A 17462-nucleotide genomic window follows, 5' to 3' on the forward strand; every position below is an offset into this window, starting at 1 on the left:
CCCCACATGGTAATGAGTGCAGTAGAGGTTAGACCCCATAGCATACGACTTGGGGGGCAAGAACAAGCCTCTATCATGCCAACCCGATCAGCAGATTCAAGTGCTGCGATCACGCCACGTCCGGTTACTGTTTTGGCTGATGCAGCGACATCAGCCTATTCATTTTCTGGCATTCAACTCATGCATGGGCAGCAGCAAGCAACGGCAGTTCAAATTGCTTCTAAATCCTTGCAAGTCATAGGAAAAGAGCTGACTCTCATAAAGCGCGGCTTGTCTCAGGCTCTTCACCAAGGTGTGCAAAACGTTCCTGGCTTACAAGATTCACTCGTACGCTCGAAGAGTGGTATTCAGCAAGTTGTTGAGCAAGCGAGTTTTGATGGTAACAAAGTCATCGATAATGAACTGCATCTTAAACTCGATAAAGCAAACATACGTCGATTTTCTATTCCGGGTTTGAATGTTCATCGTTTGAGCGAGAGAGCTGAGCAAATTCGTTTGGACTTTCCTCAAGGACAGTCGGTGATGATTCAGTTTGATGGCTTAGCGGATGGTGAGCGCACCGTTAAAATGCTTGACCGAAGTGTGATCGGATTAGGAATGCGAGCGTCACTCGGTGAAGATGGGGCGATTTTATTTGAAGCATCAGAGACGGCCTACCGTCAAATGCAACAAAAAGTGCTGGTCACGGGGGAGGGACATCGATTTCCAGCAGGCCAGCCGAATGTGCTCAGTTTGAAAGCAGAACCCGATGGTATTGCCGAGTTAAGTTTTGATCTCGGTTCACGTGACGGCATTAAGCAATCTATTGCGAAAGTGAATCAACACTTAGGACAAGTTCAAACGAGTCTAGAGCAGGCGAAAGACTTTCAAAGTGAGTTGGGTGTCCAGATACAATCTGTTCATAACAGCTCTAGTCAGCTTTCTGTTAGTGTTGTTAACGCAAAGTTAAACAGTTTTATAGAGAGTTCTTCTCAATTTACGTCAACGTTTCAAGCCTTAAATGCTCAGGCGAATGTTCGTCGACATACCGTGGTGGCTCTGTTGAATTGATACCTTGAAGCAAGGTCTCTTTGACGAAATTTGTACTTGTGGGATCTATCAATCCCAAAAGTTAGTGAAGCTCCGGAATGAAAAATAGAAATATCATACAGAAGGCTAATAACGCCGAAAAATTTGTGGCGCTCATCCTCGCTAGAGGCGGTTCAAAAGGTTTACCGAGAAAGAATATTCTCCCTCTTAATGGAAAACCAGTTATCAGTTGGACAATAGAGGCTGCCCTGCAGTGCCCTCAAGTGGGGCGCGTATTTGTGTCAACAGATGATAGCGAAATCGCAACAACTAGCATCAGTTTAGGTGCTGAGATTATAGATAGGCCTCCAGAGTTAGCTTTAGACACTTCTAGTAGTATTGATGCTCTTTCACATGCGATTGATTGGTTAGAGCTTAACAATATTCAGAGTGAGTATCTTGTGTTGTTACAGCCAACCTCCCCATTACGTAACGCAGTTCATTTACAAGAATCATTGCATCTCTATACAGTTAAGAATGCTGATCTTGTGATCAGTGTGTTTGAACCTTCCCATACCCCAATAAAGTCGTATATAGAAAGGGAAGATGGTTCAATAGCCGGTCTTTATAGCGATGATGCTCCCTATACCAGGAGGCAAGATTTACCTCGAGCTTTTCAGCCGAATGGTGCAATTTATGCCTTTTCAAAAAATGCATTTAAATTAAATAACCGATTTCCCCAAAGTAATGTTTACCCATATTTGATGTCAGAGTGCGACTCATTAGATATTGACACATTGGATGATTTATTAGCGGTGGAAAAAGTAATGATGGAATTACCAAGATGACAAATCCAGTATTTGAAATATGTAATCGTAAAATTGGATTAGACTATGACCCACTAGTCATTGCTGAAATAGGCATTAACCACGAGGGATCTTTGACCGTCGCTTTTGAAATGGTTGATGCCGCAATTCAAAGTGGAGCAGAGGTTATCAAGCATCAGACTCACGTAGTCGATGATGAAATGAGTCATGAAGCTAAAAGTGTCGTTCCTGGAAATTCAGATGTTTCTATTTATCAAATAATGGAGCGTTGTGCTCTATCAGAAAAGGATGAAATTAAGCTACAGGAGTATGTAGAATCTAAAGGCGCAATTTTTATTAGCACGCCATTCTCTCGTGCAGCGACTTTGCGTTTAGAACGAATGAATGTACCTGCCTATAAAATTGGTTCTGGCGAGTGTAATAATTATCCTTTACTTGAGCTGATCGCAAGTTTTGGTAAACCAATAATTCTTAGCACAGGCATGAATGATATATCTTCTGTTGAGAAAGCAGTGAATATTTTCCGTAAACATAAAACTCCTTTTTGCTTACTGCATACGACTAACTTATATCCGACACCTGACCACTTAATTCGCTTCGGTGCTATGGAAGCGCTCCAAGCAGCATTTCCTGATGCAGTTGTTGGTCTTTCTGACCATAGCATTGATAATTTAGCTTGCCTAGGAGCGGTTGCCTCTGGAGCCTCAGTCCTCGAGCGGCACTTTACCGATAGAAAAAGTCGACCTGGTCCGGATATCGCCTGCTCTATGGATCCTAAAGAATGTGCAGAGTTGATTATACAGTCAAAGCGGATGGCAAAGATGCGTGGTGGCAAAAAAGAAGCAGCAAAAGAAGAGCAAGTTACCATTGATTTTGCGTATGCAAGTGTAGTGACTATTTCTGAGATCAAGAAAGGCGAAAAACTGACAACGGAGAATATTTGGGTTAAGCGTCCTGGAACGGGTGATTTCCTTGCAGAGAAGTATGAATCATTACTGGGATGTGTTGCCAAAGAAGATATCCTTGCTGATATTCAACTGAAGATGGAACATATTTAGTTTCATGAAAAAAATATTATTTTTAACAGGAACTCGCGCCGATTTTGGTAAATTAAAGAGCTTAATTAAAAAGGTTGAATATCATGCGCAATTTGAAGCGCACATTTTTATAACTGGCATGCATATGATGGCAAAATATGGTATGACAGCAAATGAAGTAGAAAAATCAGGTTTCAAATCACTTTATAAATACATCAATCAGAATGGTCACGATTCAATGGATATTGTATTGTCAAAAACCATTCAAGGTCTTTCAGATTATGTTCAGGATCTAAAACCGGATATGATTGTGGTACATGGTGACCGCGTAGAAGCTTTAGCTGGGGCAATTGTAGGATCTTTGAATAATATATTGGTCGCTCATATTGAAGGTGGTGAGGTTTCAGGAACGATTGATGAACTCATTCGTCATTCAGTATCAAAGATGTCTCATCTTCATTTTGTATCGAATGACTTTGCTAGGAAACGACTGATACAGCTTGGTGAGTGTGAATCAAGTATATTTGTAATCGGTTCACCTGATTTAGATATAATGAAGTCAAACGAATTGCCAAGTTTAGTGGACGTTAAAGATAGGTATGATATCGATTTTGATAAATACTCTATTTTAATGTATCACCCAGTTACGACCGCATTAAATGAACTTGGAGAAAATATTCGTGAAGTTGTATCTGGAGTTATAGATAGCGGGTTAAACTACGTTGTAATTTTTCCGAACAACGATCATGGTTCAGATGTTATAATTAATGAATATGAAAGACTTAAAGGAAATTGTAGGTTTAAAATATACCCGAGTGTTCGGTTTGAATATTTTCTAACATTGCTAAAAAATGCAGAGTTTATAATAGGAAACTCTAGTGCAGGAGTCAGAGAGGCCCCTTTCTATGGTAAGCCAACTATAAATTTGGGTAGTCGTCAAAACAACCGTTCTAATGCCGAATCTATTTTAAATGTAGAAGAGAATAGCCAACAAATTTTATCTGCTATTAGACAGTCTGAACGAAAGTTGTTTTTAAAAACACGAGAGTTTGGTGATGGTAAAAGCAATGAACTATTTATTAAGGCTATCCAGGAAGAAAAAACTTGGCAAGTACGTACACAGAAAATTTTCATGGATATCGCAAGTTGATTAAAATTTTGCACATAGCCTCATTCGAGGGGAATATTGGAGATAATGCGAGCCATTTGGGGCTTGCTAGCATAATGGATGAAATTAATGCTTCTTATGCAATAGATAGGTTGGAAATAAGAAAAGCATATAGAAACTATATTTTAGATGATAAGCTTGAGTTCAATGAAAAATTTGCGGATCTTGCTAATACGTATGACTTAGTGATATTTGGTGGTGGTGGTTTCTTAGATTATTGGGTTGAGGGTTCAAGCACTGGGACCACGATTGATATTGAACCTGATATTTTAGATAAGATATCGACCAGAATCTTAATTACAAGTGTAGGGTGCAATCCTCATCGAAGCGTTCCAAAAGAAAATTATGTAAAATTTACTAAATTTTTGGATTACGTACGAAGCTCTAATAATATAACAATAGCGTTACGAAATGATGGTTCAGTAAACTCGATAATCAATGATTTTGGGTTAAATTATCTAGATGGTGTCGTTGAAATATTAGATCATGGCTATTTCTATTCTCCAAGCAGTGATGGAGTTCTTCCAATAGATAAAGATTATGTTGCGATTAATATCACGGATGACCAACTTAATATGCAAGGGGGCTTAAGTGATAATAGAGAATGGTATTATAAAGAATTTGAGCTATTAGTGAGTGGTCTTGCTGAACGAGGTTTAAAATCAGTATTCGTCCCCCATATACATCAAGATGTTGAAGCAATTGGTAAAGTTTTGAGTAAGCTACCATCCGGACTTTCACGCACTCACACGGTAGTTGCTCCTTGTTTGCAGGGGGATAAAGGCACTGATTTCATTTTTAATATTTATAAGAATGCAAATTTTACCATTGCGTCTAGATATCATGCTAATGTTTGTTCTATGGCTTTTAATACTCCTTTGATTGGTCTTTCTCCTTTGAATAGGATTGAATATACGCACGCTCAACTTTTATCTAAAAATTCGAATGTGTCCATAACACCGAACTTTCACATGGAAGTTTTGGATCTGATAGATAAAAGTGCTTGTTTTAGGAATGACGATGAAATTACAAGAATGCGAAACAAGACAATAGATTTTTATAAATCGTATTTTTCTAATATTTGAATTTTAATCGTGAAAGTTAGGTGGCGGCCATTAATACCGATTTTGGCACTTCCAATAGGTGGAGTGTTGAGCTATGACTCGCCTAACTTTATTGTCATTCCACTATTTTTGACTTAATGGCCGGTGCAACTTCTGGAATAGCCACCCAAGCGCGATCAATGAAGCACCTAAACCCAAGAAGCTCATCGCTCGCCAGAACCCATCTAGTGAGCGGACATCCCACAAGAATACTTTGAGTGCGACACAAGCTAGCACAATCAGCCCAATTCGTTGTATGACAGGTATCTTGCCTGTAACCCCTTTCCATGTCAGTAGGCCACCTATTATTAAGCCGGTCACCGAGTAGGTAAACATTTCCGCCATGCTAGTGGATTGGGCAAGTGTCATTGATGTCGTTTGCCAGAATTGGCGGATAGACATGCCTAACCAAATGGTACCTAAGGTGAAGCCGATACTCGCAATGGCTTTCGGTGAAATACGCAGAGTGTTCCAACGCTTATAGGCGGTCACGATAAGTATCGCAGCAGGCAATAGCCACCCCACTGACAGCATGTTAAATACAGGCATAGCCTGTGCAGATACGTTGTTCACTAATAGTGGTGATTCAAGGCTGTTAAGTAGTGCAATAAGCACAAGAAAAACGCACCAAAGCAGGTAGCTGTATACTTGATACATTCGCTCTAGTTGCTGAGCGAACTGGCTGCGATAGCTGTATACCAAGCCCATCACAAGCGCTTGATTGGCAAAAACAATCGCGGAAGTGAAATCGAGATAACCGAGATAGCCATATTGCCCAGTTAACCAGTAATTAGTTTGGGTGAAAAGGGCCATCAAGAAAACATGCAAAAACGCACCTTCAAACCAATTCGCGAGTTCGTTTTCAGAACGCTGCAATACACTACGAGCGTACGCGAGAATGGCCAGTGATGGCAGGTAGCTGATGATAACCCAAGCCCAATGCTCTGTATTGACGGGTTGCCAATCAGGAATGAATGGCAAAAGGGTCAGTCGTGCAACAAGAATGCTCATTGCCAGCTTGACAGCCCAACTCGCAGGTCGGAATAGGCTTGATTTAACCTGTAGTGCCATTACCGCAACTTGCAACGAAATCGCTGTTGTTAGCCAAGTGTCACTTAACCAGATGAAAGCGGTACCTGCAATCATGGTATGCATGATCGCAGAACACTCAAAAGCGAGATCTTTGTATCGCAAGCCAATCAGCAGGTAGTAAGCGGTAACTAACGCTGTAAATACCGTCCAACTGAGAACATGGCTTTCTACAAATTCATTGGTATAAAGCAATACCAGTAGCGTCATTGATGGCGCAAGTACAAGAAAAAATCCAGTTGCCATTTGTGAACGGTCATTGGCTAAGGTTTGGCAAAGCGTTCTTAGGGCAATCAAAGTAATGCAGATGCCCAGTGCGATGAGAATGAGAGTTTCGCTATTGGTCATGTAGAGCAAGTGAAGAGCGATGGATAACATCAGGGATGCAGCAAACACCACCAAGATAGAGGGCATATATATTCTGAGTGACCAACCTGTTCGAATTGCAGGGAGCCAAAGCAATATCACTAAGATTGCATATAAGTAGCTCATTTGTATTGGATTGATGCTTGGCAGACGCGCCAATGCGGATAAAGCCAATAACACAGTAGCTAATGCGAGGACTGTTGGTATGTGCGTCCACTTTCCTTGATTATGGCGAAAACGCGGATTTAACATCCAGCCAAGCCTAGGCACCGCGAACAGTAAATATGCAGTCAGTGAAAGGAAAATTACCAACCATGAGAACAACGTTTCTGTCGGGATGTTTTCGATTAATAATAGCATCCAGATTAAATGAGGACCGGCAATGCAGGGAGAAATCCATGCGTGTCGGGTCCTTTGCATCAGTAGCGTTGCTGCGATAGAAATTGCACTTATGTAACTGGCAAGTAAATAGTAATCAGGTTCTGTTCCACCAATCCATAGTGGTGCGGAGTAACCGCCAATTAAGCCTAATAATGCCATCAATGGTCCTTGGCGTAGTGACAATGCCAAGCTAAAGAAAGCGGCGCTCGCTAACATAAGTAAAGAAGCGCCAGGCGTTAACATTTGATAGAACACAAATGCGAAGATCACCGTGCAGTAAATGCCAGTTAAACCTGTTCCAGAAATAGCGGCGGGTACATAGGTGAAACCTTGCGCGCGTTTGGCTCGATCTAGACTTTTTTGCTCACGACGATGAAACCATTCACCTAACAACACCGTCACAAGAGAAACGGACAATGCAATGGATACTCGTATGATGGGTGAAAATTCGATATGGCTGCCAATGACTTGAACCAAATAGCCGCCACCCATCAGCATAGCTAATGCCCCAACCCAAACGAGCCAGTTTTCTTGAATATTGCTTAGGAGCTTACTGGCTTGTTTTTCAAACAATGTTTCACTGCTTTGTGCTAATCCGGCAATATGAACGTCGTCTGTCGATAGAATATTGGGTTCTTCAAGTGGGGTTGTGTCGTTGGGTTCTAATGGTTCCTGAGGCTCATGTGGGGCCTTGTTATCTGGTTTTATACTATTTGGTTCTGTGCTTATCGGTGTTCTTGCTGAGATGGATCCGACGGGGGCACTTGTCTGCGCGTTTAGGTTCAGAGAGTGCAATTCGGACTTTTGGTTTTTAACGGACGTGTTCTCAAACTGACGCGCTCTCAATTCCGCCAACTCTTTTTTAAGGCTAGATAGATCGTCTTCTAGCTGTGATATTCGATTCACCGCTTTTAACGTGATGAGCATGGCGAAAGTCGCCAAAATAACCGCCAGTGAAATAAACAACCGTTGCACTCCTTGTTGCCGTTTTGAATCCTTGATTTTGAGCCGCTTAGTCAAGTTTAGTTCACAGTATCACAAGTTTATGGGAACTATCTCCGAGTCATTTTCATTGAACTCCGTCTCTTGAGCTTACTTGGGTATAAACTATATTCATAATACTTTTCAAAATCTTAATTGGCGTAGAGTGAGAGCTTGGCCAAATAACAACAAACTAGGTGACGATACATGCAAGTTGGCAATGAAGCGCTGGTGCTGTCGGCGGTTGGGGTGATTGGCTTAGGGTGCCAATGGTTAGCATGGCGAATGCGTTTGCCAGCCATTTTATTTTTGCTCCTAGCTGGCTTAATTGTAGGACCGTTTTTGCAATGGCTTAATCCGGACGATATTCTCGGCAATCTACTGTTCCCTTTGGTTTCTCTTGCCGTAGCCGTGATCTTGTTTGAGGGCAGTTTAACGCTGAACTTTAAAGAAATTCGTGGGGTCAGTGGTGCGGTTTGGAGCATTGTTTCTGTTGGTGCCATTATCTCTTGGGTCGCAACAAGTGTGGCGACCCATTACTTCCTTAATTTTACTTGGGAGCTAGCGATTCTGTTCGGTAGCTTAACGGTCGTTACTGGCCCAACGGTGATTGTTCCGCTGCTTAGAACGGTTAGACCGACCTCAAAGCTTGCGAATATTCTGCGCTGGGAAGGCATTTTGATTGATTCGTTAGGCGCGCTGTTTGTGGTGATGGTTTACGAGTTCATTGTCTCGCATAATGCGGTGAACAGCGTTGAAGTGTTCGGCACTATTATTGCGGTCGGTTTAATTTTAGGCGTTGCGTCTGGGATTGCAGTGGCAACCGTTTTACGGCGAGCATGGCTGCCAGAGTACCTGCAGCCGTTTGCAGTGTTAATGGTGGTACTTGGCGTTTTTTCTGTGTCGAATCAATTAGAATCAGAGGCAGGATTGCTTACCGTGACGGTCATGGGAATGTGGTTGGCTAATGCGAAAGGGATCAATATTCAACAGATCTTGCACTTTAAAGAACACCTTACAATATTGCTGATCACTGGGTTATTTATCTTCTTAGCAGCCCGAATCAGCTTAGATGATTTTACTGCACTAGGGAGCGGAGCACTCATTCTGTTTGTCTTCATGCAACTTGTCTCTCGTCCACTCTCGATTTTTATTTCGACTTTTAGAAGCAACTTATCATTCAAAGACAAAGTCTTTCTTTCTTGGGTAGCGCCACGGGGTATTGTCGCAGCGTCTATCTCGTCACTATTTGCCATCAAGTTGATGGAGTTTGGAATCAGCGAGGCAACCTTACTTGTCCCGATGACTTTTATGGTGATCATCGGTACTGTCGTATTGCAAAGTGCGACTGCTCGTCCAATGGCGTTAGCTCTTGGTGTGGCTGAACCAGCGCCAAGAGGTTTTTTACTGATAGGAGCGAATCGTGTGGCAAGAGAAATTGGTCAAGCATTGGCAAGGTATGATAGACGAGTGCTATTAACCGATTCTAATTGGGACTACATCAGCCAAGTTCGCATGTCGGGAATGGACCATTATTATGGTAATCCAATTTCAAGTCATGCGGATGATAACCTCAACCTAATAGGCATTGGAGAAGTCGTCGCGCTGACGCCAGATCAACATTTCAATATTATGGCTTGTATGCAGTTTGTTAGCGAGTTCGGTGAAGATAGGGTCCATTGTCTGCAAAAAAGTAAATCAAACGGCAGTGAAAAGCATTCGGTAGCCCAAGAATATCATGGAAAATTACTCATGGGAGGCAATGTCAGTTACACACAATTGGCGAGTTTGCTGAGTCGAGGCGCAGAAATTAAGCACACAAAATTGAGTGATAGCTTTTCCTATCAGCATTATTTGGAACACCACAAAAGTAATTTGGTAATACCTCTTTTTCATGTTGAAGAAAAAGGCAAAATTCAATTTTGTGATGATCCTGAACAGTTCGCGCCATCAACAAACAGTACAGTCGTCGCGTTAATTCAAACAGATGCCTCGGATTAGTTACAAATAAATGTGGTGGGTACCAACTCCCCCATACCCAATCTCCTCTTACGAAACGGTCATTCTGACACATCAGAGTGGCCGTTTTTCGGTTTATTCCCCAAGCTTATATAGAGCTTTCATCGTGGTGTTTAAAACGTACTTAGGTCTGATTCCTATCCGGACGATTGTGTTTTTCCATCAATGTAGAGTTCGGGAAAAAATTGACACATTTCTGAATTTTCGCATTGACGTTAATGACAAGGATCGCAATACTGCGCCACTGTTTGACTTTAGGGTGACAATATGGCTTCGCAATTCAATCGAAAAGACCAGCATCTTGACGCTGTTTTACATCATGATATGAGCATGAAAAATAAAACGGCGGGCTTTGAGACCGTCGAATTTGAGCATTGTGCGTTGCCAGAATGTGACTTTAATAGCATTGACCTTTCTAGCGAGTTTCTCGGTCATCAATTGAAACTACCATTTTTGATCAGCTCGATGACGGGCGGAGCAAAAGAGGCAGAAATCATCAATTGTCGTTTGGCAGAAGCGGCCAGTGAGATGGGTATTGCGATGGGGGTGGGCTCACAGCGCGTTAGCCTAGAAGATAGCCTGCATTCGGGTTTGGGTAAAACCATCCGTGATCTTGCGAAAGGTGTGCCGTTGTATTCCAATTTAGGTGCAGCGCAGCTTCGAGACAAACAGCGCCTTGATAATGCACAGCGCGCCGTTGATTTTATTCAAGCAGATGCGTTATTTGTGCATCTTAATCCAATGCAAGAAGCCTTTCAGCAGAACGGCGATCACGATTGGGTTGGTGTGCTTAAGTCGATTGAGCAACTCAAGCAGCGCGTGAATGTTCCTATGATCATCAAAGAAGTGGGCTTTGGCATTAGCGGTTCGGTTGCTAAGCAGCTTGTCGAAGCAGGCGTAGATGCAATTGATGTTGCGGGAGCTGGTGGCACAAGTTGGTCTGCTGTCGAGGGTTATTGCCAGGCTGATAGCAAAATGCAGCGCGTAGCAGAACTGTTCCGTGATTGGGGCATTCCGACCTCTACGTGTTTAGAGCAAATTCGAGAGTATTATCCAGATCTGCCTTTAATTGCTTCTGGTGGCGTGCATAATGGTCTGGAAGCGGCAAAAGCGATACACCTTGGAGCGAATCTCGCAGGGCAAGCTGGCGCGGTCCTAAAAGCAGCGACCATCAATACCGAATCAGTAATCGAACATTTTGATCAAATGGCGCTGGAATTACGTTTAGCTTGTTTTGGCACTGGCTCTGCGAATCTTCAAGCATTGACTCAAGCTCGTCGTCTCTAATCTAGTCTCTAGCGCTATTCGTCTTGGTAGCGGTACTGTTGTAGCGTTTTGACTAGCGCTTGTAAGACTGGCCCCATACTTCTTGTTCGAGAAACTAAACACCCAACCGTAGTTAGCCACCCATCAAACTCATGCGCTACGGGCAACGCTACCAACTTGTTGTTTTCTATTTCGCTGCGAACCACTCGCTCTGGCAATAAGCCCCAGCCAACACCTTGGCAAGCCAAGTCTGTCAGTGTTTTATGTGAATTGGCAAACCATAATTGAGAGCTGATGGCATAGCTGAACCACAACTCTTTTCTCTTGGCACTGCGCAGTACCAATTGGCGGTGGGCTTTCAACTCAGCATCGTATACAACCGAAAGTTTCGCCAATGGATGGGCAGGGGAGGCTACAGTGAGAAAGCGAGTTTGGCCAAGTGTAAAGGAATCCATATCCATTTTGAGTTCGCCATCTGCCAGTACAATACCGACTTGCGCTTTTCCCTCTCGGATCAATGCTTCCACATCAAATGTCGGCACAGTAATGATATCGAACTGTGTGATAGGAAATTGCTCTGCCAAGCTAGCAAACTGAGCCAAAAGTGATTGGTTGATGAGCGCTTCATCCACCGCAATCACCAACTCATGTTCGTACGTGTTTTCTAGTGACTCTACTTTTTGATCGAAGAATTTCTGTTGATGCAAGATTGATTGTGCAATGGGTAGCAAAGCTTTGCCGCTATCTGTCAGTGTTGGCGTGTTCTTTTCTCGGCTAAACAACTCTTGGTTAATGGCGATTTCTAAGTTTGCGACAGATTGACTGACGCCAGACTGCGCTCGTTTTAGCTTTCGTGCTGCCGCTGAGAACGAACCAGTTTCACAGACAGTAACAAAAATTTTTAGCTGTTCAAAACTGTACATTGCAGTGCCTAAGAGGATGTGGTTAAGACTTAAAATAAGCTATCACGATTTGTGATGGTTGTTAACTTTCTCTTCTTTATTTAGCTGACATAATCGGCGCCACTTAACTTGCTCTAGACAAAAGTTGTGAGGTTTAAATGGGAACGATAGAGCGTATTTTCCACGCAGTTTTATTTGAAGTATTAGCGATCAGTTTATCAATTGTTGGATTGGCTGTATTCACCGAACATGAAGTCAGCGCATTATCAGGAACAATGATAGTTGTTGCGACAATCGCAATGATCTGGAATTTCATCTTTAATTGGATCTTTGACCACTTTGCTACAGGGCCTAAAGAGAAGCGTACAATTTTGCTGCGTATCGTCCATGTGGTGCTGTTTGAAGCGGGCTTATTGTTTGTCACGATACCGGCGATGGCGTGGATGTTGGATGTCGGTTTATGGGAAGCGTTTTTGATGGACGTCGGTGTCACTATTTTCATCACACTCTATGCGTTTGTCTTCAATTATACCTATGACCATCTTCGAGCATTGTTGATTAAACGTCGAATGGCAGCTTCAGTGCAGTTAGGTTGATTTAAAGACAATTCGTCGCTTTTATAGATCATGAGTTGATAAATTGTCGGAGAATTAACACTCGGACCAATATTTTGGGTATATTCTCTTCACTGTTTGTAACTAGGCTCTGGAACTTATGAAAAAAATCGCAATGCTACTATTGGCGGCAACTGCATTAACCGCTTGCTCTGATGAAGTAGGCACTGAAAGCTGGTGTACCAAAATGCGTGACAAGCCAAAGACCGAATGGACAACGGATAACGCTTTAGATTTTGCTCAGCACTGTGTACTGCAAGACGGTGTTGGCAGCGAGCAATGGTGTAAAGGCCTGAAAGAAAAACCAAAAGGTGAATGGACGGCGAATGAAGCGACAAGCTATACCAAGCATTGTATCTTCTAAACACAGTTTTACTGATTGTTGTATATTCTACAAACCGGGCTTTTGCTCGGTTTTTTGTATTTGAATGATTCATTACTTGTATGCCTTTTCTAACTCAATATACTGGCAATGAATTTGACCAAATTGGCATAAGTGCTTTGAGAATGAAAATGAGAAAAACGATATTAACACTTGGTTTGGTGACAGCTTTGTTTGGCTGTGAAGACGCAACAAAGGCTATTGATGAGGCGCAAGCCGCCGCAAACAAAGCGATTGATTCGGTTCAAGAGCAGATTGAATCGGTTGAATCTGCTTTTAATGTTGATCAATTTCAAGGTGCGGCTGACGCTGCCCAAGAGCTCGCTGAATCAGTAGAAGAAGCAATGAATGTGGATTTTAGTGATCCTGAAGCGCTGGTAGAAGCAAAAGAACACATTGCCAATGCTTATGCCTGTTTAGTTGATGCCTCAACGGAGTCGACGGTTGAAAAAGTCATGGATAAGGTGATGGCATCAATTGGTGACGAAGAGACGAAATCCTTAATTGAAGAAGGGATTGAGAAAGCACAAGCAGCAAAAGAATGCGTGATGTAAGCTCACACTCTCTTCAAAGTAGGGGGATCTTCGGATCCTCCTTTTTTATGACAATCATTAATTTTATGACAATCATTAATGCCTGTAAGTAGCTAGATAATCGCTTATTTTTACAAAATGCCTCATATTAAAACCCCATATCAGCCTTTGTTTTCCACGCCTGTTGTGATGATGAACTAAAATTTCATAGTGTTCACGAATAGGAATATAGGTTCAAAATGAAAAAAACAATTTTTGCAGTGATGATGGTCCTGGTGTTGCTTGGTTGTGAAGATGCGAATAAAACCGTAGATGATGCACAAGAGACCGCAACAAAAGCGATGGAGAAAGTTCAGCAAACTGCCGACGATGCAACAGAAATCGTGCAAGAACAGATGGACAAGATGCAAGAGCAGGTCGATTCCGTCGCATTTGATTTTGACCAGTTTTCTACCACATCTGAGATGGCAAAATCGTTTTCCGATGCAGTAAAAGAAGCGATGAATGTAGATTTTAGTGATCCTCAAGCGATTGAGGATGTAAAAAATAAAATAGCGAACAGCTACCAATGTTATGTCGAGGCAACATCTGAATCGGAGGCCGACAGTACGGTAAATGGGATGATGGCGTCAGTAAGCAATGATGAAGTGAAATCGTTGATAGAAACAGGTATTGAGAAAGCAAAAGCAGTAAAAGAGTGCGTGATGTAAATGTTTATGGTCAATTGGGAGAGGGGCGTGTTTTTACACTCCCCTCTTTTTTCAAGCAAATGTTCTAAAGCAAAATGTTCTAAAGCAAACTGTTTCAAGCAAGATGTTAGACCAAAAAGAAGAAATACAGAAAACAGACAAATGCTAATAATGTCGCAGATAAAACAGGATAAATGATATACGCATCCTGGTGGTTGGTGCGTTGGTAGCACAGAGAGACGAGCAAAATGTTGTACACCACAAGCAACAGGCTGATCATGGTTCCACTGTTTAGGTTTAGCGTCGATAACTGCGAGAGAAAAAACGCCAACAATAGGTAGTCGAAAATGATTAGCCAGAGAAAGGCTTTTTTTATTGGATCATTTTTGGCTTTATTGGATGCGGGTATGGGCATAGTGAACTCAACTGAACAGGCTCTGCAACATCAATAGCTTATGGATAGATTAGGGTCACCGAGGTAGGAATGGTGACCCCCTCAAATTAGAGGTTTTGAATTTTGGCCTCTTGTGAATCTGAGTCCACAGAATAGCGGATCACTTCTTGCCTGATAACAGGTTGGTTGAACTGCGCTTTTTGTTTTGCTTTTTGCAGTTCGCTATCCGCTTGGTTACCAAAAAATGTTTGAAGGACTTGTGCTGCTGGCGTGGTCAGAACAAATAGCTCGATACGACGATTTTCGCTTGAGTCTGGATCCTCGAAGTTAAGTAATGCTCGGTCAGACATGCCCGTGACTTGCATTACTCGATCGTCGGGCATTCCTCCCTCTACAAGGGTATTTCGAGCCACGTCAGCACGGCTTGCCGAGAGTGCCCAGTTTGATTGCCGGCCGTAGCCTTGTTTAAAGGGCGTAGAGTCAGTGTGACCGCTGATAATCAAAGGGTTACCTATTCGCTGAAATACAGGAGCGAGTGCTACTAATAAATCCTCGAAAAATGGTGTTAACTTCACCCCGCCACGGGTGAACATATGCTGTTTATAGTCATCTTGAAGAACAATGCGCAGACCTTGAGGGGTCACAGTAACGTTGACATTTCCTTGTGCACTGATTTGCCCAACTACCTCGTCAATGACTTTTGCCAATAATGCCAGTTGCTCTTGCGTATCGAAGTTGCCCGGAATCAGGGAATCGATTTCTGGACCGTCACCATCACCTTGGAAAAACGAGCTGACGATGTGATTGGAATTGTGCTTACTTGGCACAGAAGAGTCCTGTGCCAAGTCGATAGGAGAGATACTTTGTGACGAGTCAAATGGGTTACCAAAACTTTTGTCGAACACGCTCGCGCTATGCAAATGTGCCATGATGGCTTTGCGTTCTTCTTTGTCGACCACTTGCATGACCCAAAGGACGAGGAACAACGCCATTAAAGCGATCATAAAATCGGCAAATGCGACTTTCCACGCACCACCATGAAATTCATCATGATCATGTGCTCTTGCACGCTTAAATACCACATGCTCTTGTTTTTGCATTATCCCTCCTGTTCAGTTAGCCACTTCTCCATTTGGTTAAAAGTAGGTTTGATGTCTAGCTGAATGTGTTTACGGCCAGCGTCAATTGCAAGCAATGTCGGTTTTTTCGCCACGTAAGCGACTAATGTCGCGCGTACGCATTCGAATGCCGTCATATTTCGTTTGACTCGCTGGGCCATGGCGTTACTCAGTGGATCTAAACAACAGTAACAGCCAAAAATACCAATAAATGTTCCTACTAGGGCTGCAGCAACGTGGTAGCCGATCAAAGCAATCGAACCGTCAATGGCTTGCATGGTGATAATAATGCCGCCGACGGCTGCCAAAATACCAAAGCCAGGAAGTGCTTCTGCCGTTCGTTGCATTGAGCGCGATGGCAATAGCATTTCAGTTTGGATCGCTTCGATTTCCTGTTCTAACAGTCCCTCTAATTCATGAGGCGACATTTGTCCCATTGCCATTAAACGTAAATTATCGGTAATGAAAGAAATTAGCCGATGGTCTGTGCTGACTTTAGGGTACGCCTGAAAAATCGCACTCTCTTCTGGGGACTCGATATGTGAATCCAAGAACTTGAAGCCCCGGCTTCGTGCTGTTTCGAGTAAATGATTGAGTAGTGCCATAAGTTGCATGTAGTACTCATACTCTTGCTTTGGTCCAGAGATGGTAGCGCGCACTTGTTGGCGCATTTCTTTAAGGACTTGAGGCGGGTTGCCGATAATTAGTGAGCCGACGGCTGCTCCTATGATGATCAGAAATTCCGCAGGTTGCCAAATGGCTCCGAGTTTGCCGCCCGCCCACATGTATCCACCAAAGACACATAACAGAACGGTAATGGCTCCAAAAAACTTTTGCATTGTGTGATTCCTAAGAGGACAGTAATTGATTGAGTTGCTTAAGCGCTTGTTTGTGCAGTTGACAGATCCGTGGAGGTGTCAGATCGAGCACAAGGGCGATTTCATGTAAATTGAGTTCGTGTTGATAAAACAGAGTCAGCAACAGTTGATCTCGTTTGGATAACTTGTTTAATGCAGTTTCCAAGCTTCGACGGATATGCTCATGTTCCATACCGTCATATTGACCGCCAAACTGGTTGTCGTTACCACTTTCCATCAGTTGATCAAGACTTTGCATTTCGCCCGCTAATGCTGCATGTTGCCTGTTGTAATAATCTTGTTCATTGGTCCCCAAAGCGTTGATGATTTCGGTATCGGTAGGTAACCGTCCCAAAGCACGTGTAAGATCGCGGGTCACATCATTGAGCTCGTGAGCTTGTTGACGAGTTTTACGAGAGCGCCAGTCGAGACGTCGTAGTTCATCCAAAATTGCCCCTCGCACTCGGCAAACGGCAAATGCAGGAAAATGAGGATCGTCTACGTCACCATAGCGGCGGCCCGCTTCGATAAGCGCAATTAATCCAATCTGCTGCATGTCTTCGACGCTGCAATGAGAAGTCGCGTGTATTCGCAATTGATTGACGACTCGTTTAACCATCACTTGGTGGCGTTGGAGCAGCGCATTTTCATCAATAGCACGAGACGCGGTGTGAGCTTCGTCTGCTGAGGTATAACTTTCCTGTAAGTTCATCTCCAACATGGTTGTG

17 protein-coding genes are annotated in these 17462 nt (G+C 43.0%); 11 read left to right on the plus strand and 6 right to left on the minus strand.

Annotation, left to right across the window (positions count from 1 at the left end):
• The first annotated feature begins 6 nt into the window (after positions 1-6).
• The 5 genes from VA249_RS15540 (at position 7) to VA249_RS15560 (ending at position 5125) form a co-directional block, all read left to right on the plus strand.
• Positions 7-1050 (plus strand): flagellin, encoded by a 1044-nt coding sequence (locus VA249_RS15540; protein ID WP_221071384.1) that lies wholly within the window; start codon positions 7-9, stop codon positions 1048-1050.
• A gap of 77 nt (positions 1051-1127) precedes the next feature.
• The gene (locus tag VA249_RS15545; RefSeq protein ID WP_221071385.1) at positions 1128-1856 is read left to right on the plus strand and encodes an acylneuraminate cytidylyltransferase family protein; all 729 of its coding nucleotides are present in this window, start codon (positions 1128-1130) and stop codon (positions 1854-1856) included.
• Positions 1853-2893 (plus strand): N-acetylneuraminate synthase family protein, encoded by a 1041-nt coding sequence (locus VA249_RS15550; protein WP_221071386.1) that lies wholly within the window; start codon positions 1853-1855, stop codon positions 2891-2893. The genes VA249_RS15545 and VA249_RS15550 overlap by 4 nt, the downstream gene beginning before the upstream one ends.
• 4 nt (positions 2894-2897) lie before the next feature.
• Positions 2898-4022: a UDP-N-acetylglucosamine 2-epimerase gene (neuC, locus tag VA249_RS15555; RefSeq protein ID WP_221071387.1), complete on the plus strand. Its 1125-nt coding sequence runs from the start codon at positions 2898-2900 to the stop codon at positions 4020-4022.
• Entirely contained in the window at positions 3977-5125 is a 1149-nt protein-coding gene (locus tag VA249_RS15560) for a polysaccharide pyruvyl transferase family protein (RefSeq protein ID WP_221071388.1), read from the plus strand. Before neuC ends, VA249_RS15560 begins: the two co-directional genes overlap by 46 nt.
• A gap of 102 nt (positions 5126-5227) precedes the next feature.
• On the opposite strand, the gene VA249_RS15565 is transcribed toward VA249_RS15560, so the two are convergent.
• A complete protein-coding gene (locus VA249_RS15565) occupies positions 5228-7954 on the minus strand; it encodes a DUF2339 domain-containing protein (protein WP_221071389.1) in 2727 nt (908 codons plus the stop codon).
• 213 nt (positions 7955-8167) lie between these two features.
• On the opposite strand from VA249_RS15565, the gene VA249_RS15570 reads away from it, so the two are divergent.
• Both VA249_RS15570 and fni read left to right on the plus strand, forming a co-directional pair.
• Positions 8168-9961, plus strand: coding sequence for a cation:proton antiporter (locus tag VA249_RS15570; protein ID WP_221071396.1), 1794 nt, complete (start codon positions 8168-8170; stop codon positions 9959-9961).
• A gap of 285 nt (positions 9962-10246) precedes the next feature.
• On the plus strand, positions 10247-11266 hold the full coding sequence (gene fni, locus VA249_RS15575; protein WP_221071399.1) for a type 2 isopentenyl-diphosphate Delta-isomerase: 1020 nt from the start codon (positions 10247-10249) through the stop codon (positions 11264-11266).
• A gap of 14 nt (positions 11267-11280) precedes the next feature.
• Here the strand turns inward: fni and VA249_RS15580 are convergent, their stop codons facing one another.
• A complete protein-coding gene (locus tag VA249_RS15580) occupies positions 11281-12168 on the minus strand; it encodes a LysR family transcriptional regulator (RefSeq protein WP_221071401.1) in 888 nt (295 codons plus the stop codon).
• A gap of 137 nt (positions 12169-12305) precedes the next feature.
• On the opposite strand from VA249_RS15580, the gene VA249_RS15585 reads away from it, so the two are divergent.
• From VA249_RS15585 to VA249_RS15600, 4 genes are all read left to right on the plus strand, one after another.
• Positions 12306-12743 (plus strand): PACE efflux transporter, encoded by a 438-nt coding sequence (locus VA249_RS15585; RefSeq protein ID WP_221071403.1) that lies wholly within the window; start codon positions 12306-12308, stop codon positions 12741-12743.
• A 118-nt stretch (positions 12744-12861) separates the two neighbouring features.
• Positions 12862-13125 carry a DUF3012 domain-containing protein gene (locus VA249_RS15590; protein ID WP_128812574.1) on the plus strand — a complete coding sequence of 88 codons (264 nt, stop codon included), beginning with the start codon at positions 12862-12864 and terminating at the stop codon, positions 13123-13125.
• Positions 13126-13274: 149 nt separating this feature from the next.
• Positions 13275-13697, plus strand: coding sequence for a hypothetical protein (locus tag VA249_RS15595; protein WP_221071406.1), 423 nt, complete (start codon positions 13275-13277; stop codon positions 13695-13697).
• A 218-nt stretch (positions 13698-13915) separates the two neighbouring features.
• On the plus strand, positions 13916-14386 hold the full coding sequence (locus tag VA249_RS15600; RefSeq protein WP_221071407.1) for a hypothetical protein: 471 nt from the start codon (positions 13916-13918) through the stop codon (positions 14384-14386).
• Between the two features lie 106 nt (positions 14387-14492).
• Here the strand turns inward: VA249_RS15600 and VA249_RS24120 are convergent, their stop codons facing one another.
• From VA249_RS24120 to VA249_RS15615, 4 genes are all read right to left on the minus strand, one after another.
• A complete protein-coding gene (locus VA249_RS24120; RefSeq protein WP_128812576.1) occupies positions 14493-14780 on the minus strand; it encodes a hypothetical protein in 288 nt (95 codons plus the stop codon).
• Positions 14781-14866: 86 nt separating this feature from the next.
• Positions 14867-15859, minus strand: coding sequence for a flagellar motor protein MotB (locus tag VA249_RS15605; protein ID WP_128812577.1), 993 nt, complete (start codon positions 15857-15859; stop codon positions 14867-14869).
• Positions 15859-16716 (minus strand): flagellar motor stator protein MotA, encoded by an 858-nt coding sequence (gene motA, locus VA249_RS15610; RefSeq protein ID WP_128812578.1) that lies wholly within the window; start codon positions 16714-16716, stop codon positions 15859-15861. Before motA ends, VA249_RS15605 begins: the two co-directional genes overlap by 1 nt.
• 10 nt (positions 16717-16726) lie before the next feature.
• Positions 16727-17455 carry a FliA/WhiG family RNA polymerase sigma factor gene (locus VA249_RS15615; protein WP_221071409.1) on the minus strand — a complete coding sequence of 243 codons (729 nt, stop codon included), beginning with the start codon at positions 17453-17455 and terminating at the stop codon, positions 16727-16729.
• Between the last annotated feature and the right edge of the window lie 7 nt (positions 17456-17462).

It is taken from the genome of Vibrio alfacsensis, assembly GCF_019670485.1.
GTDB classification, from domain to species: domain Bacteria; phylum Pseudomonadota; class Gammaproteobacteria; order Enterobacterales; family Vibrionaceae; genus Vibrio; species Vibrio alfacsensis.

Bases quoted from the DNA above. Each gene is read 5' to 3' on its own strand.
- VA249_RS15540 (WP_221071384.1), top strand. From the start codon at position 7: ATGGTAATGAGTGCAGTAGAGGTTAGACCCCATAGCATACGACTTGGG.
- VA249_RS15545 (WP_221071385.1), top strand. From the start codon at position 1,128: ATGAAAAATAGAAATATCATACAGAAGGCTAATAACGCCGAAAAATTT.
- VA249_RS15550 (WP_221071386.1), top strand. From the start codon at position 1,853: ATGACAAATCCAGTATTTGAAATATGTAATCGTAAAATTGGATTAGAC.
- neuC (WP_221071387.1), top strand. From the start codon at position 2,898: ATGAAAAAAATATTATTTTTAACAGGAACTCGCGCCGATTTTGGTAAA.
- VA249_RS15570 (WP_221071396.1), top strand. From the start codon at position 8,168: ATGCAAGTTGGCAATGAAGCGCTGGTGCTGTCGGCGGTTGGGGTGATT.
- fni (WP_221071399.1), top strand. From the start codon at position 10,247: ATGGCTTCGCAATTCAATCGAAAAGACCAGCATCTTGACGCTGTTTTA.
- VA249_RS15580 (WP_221071401.1), bottom strand. From the start codon at position 12,168: ATGTACAGTTTTGAACAGCTAAAAATTTTTGTTACTGTCTGTGAAACT.
- VA249_RS15585 (WP_221071403.1), top strand. From the start codon at position 12,306: ATGGGAACGATAGAGCGTATTTTCCACGCAGTTTTATTTGAAGTATTA.
- VA249_RS15590 (WP_128812574.1), top strand. From the start codon at position 12,862: ATGAAAAAAATCGCAATGCTACTATTGGCGGCAACTGCATTAACCGCT.
- VA249_RS15595 (WP_221071406.1), top strand. From the start codon at position 13,275: ATGAGAAAAACGATATTAACACTTGGTTTGGTGACAGCTTTGTTTGGC.
- VA249_RS15600 (WP_221071407.1), top strand. From the start codon at position 13,916: ATGAAAAAAACAATTTTTGCAGTGATGATGGTCCTGGTGTTGCTTGGT.
- VA249_RS24120 (WP_128812576.1), bottom strand. From the start codon at position 14,780: ATGCCCATACCCGCATCCAATAAAGCCAAAAATGATCCAATAAAAAAA.
- VA249_RS15605 (WP_128812577.1), bottom strand. From the start codon at position 15,859: ATGCAAAAACAAGAGCATGTGGTATTTAAGCGTGCAAGAGCACATGAT.
- motA (WP_128812578.1), bottom strand. From the start codon at position 16,716: ATGCAAAAGTTTTTTGGAGCCATTACCGTTCTGTTATGTGTCTTTGGT.
- VA249_RS15615 (WP_221071409.1), bottom strand. From the start codon at position 17,455: ATGTTGGAGATGAACTTACAGGAAAGTTATACCTCAGCAGACGAAGCT.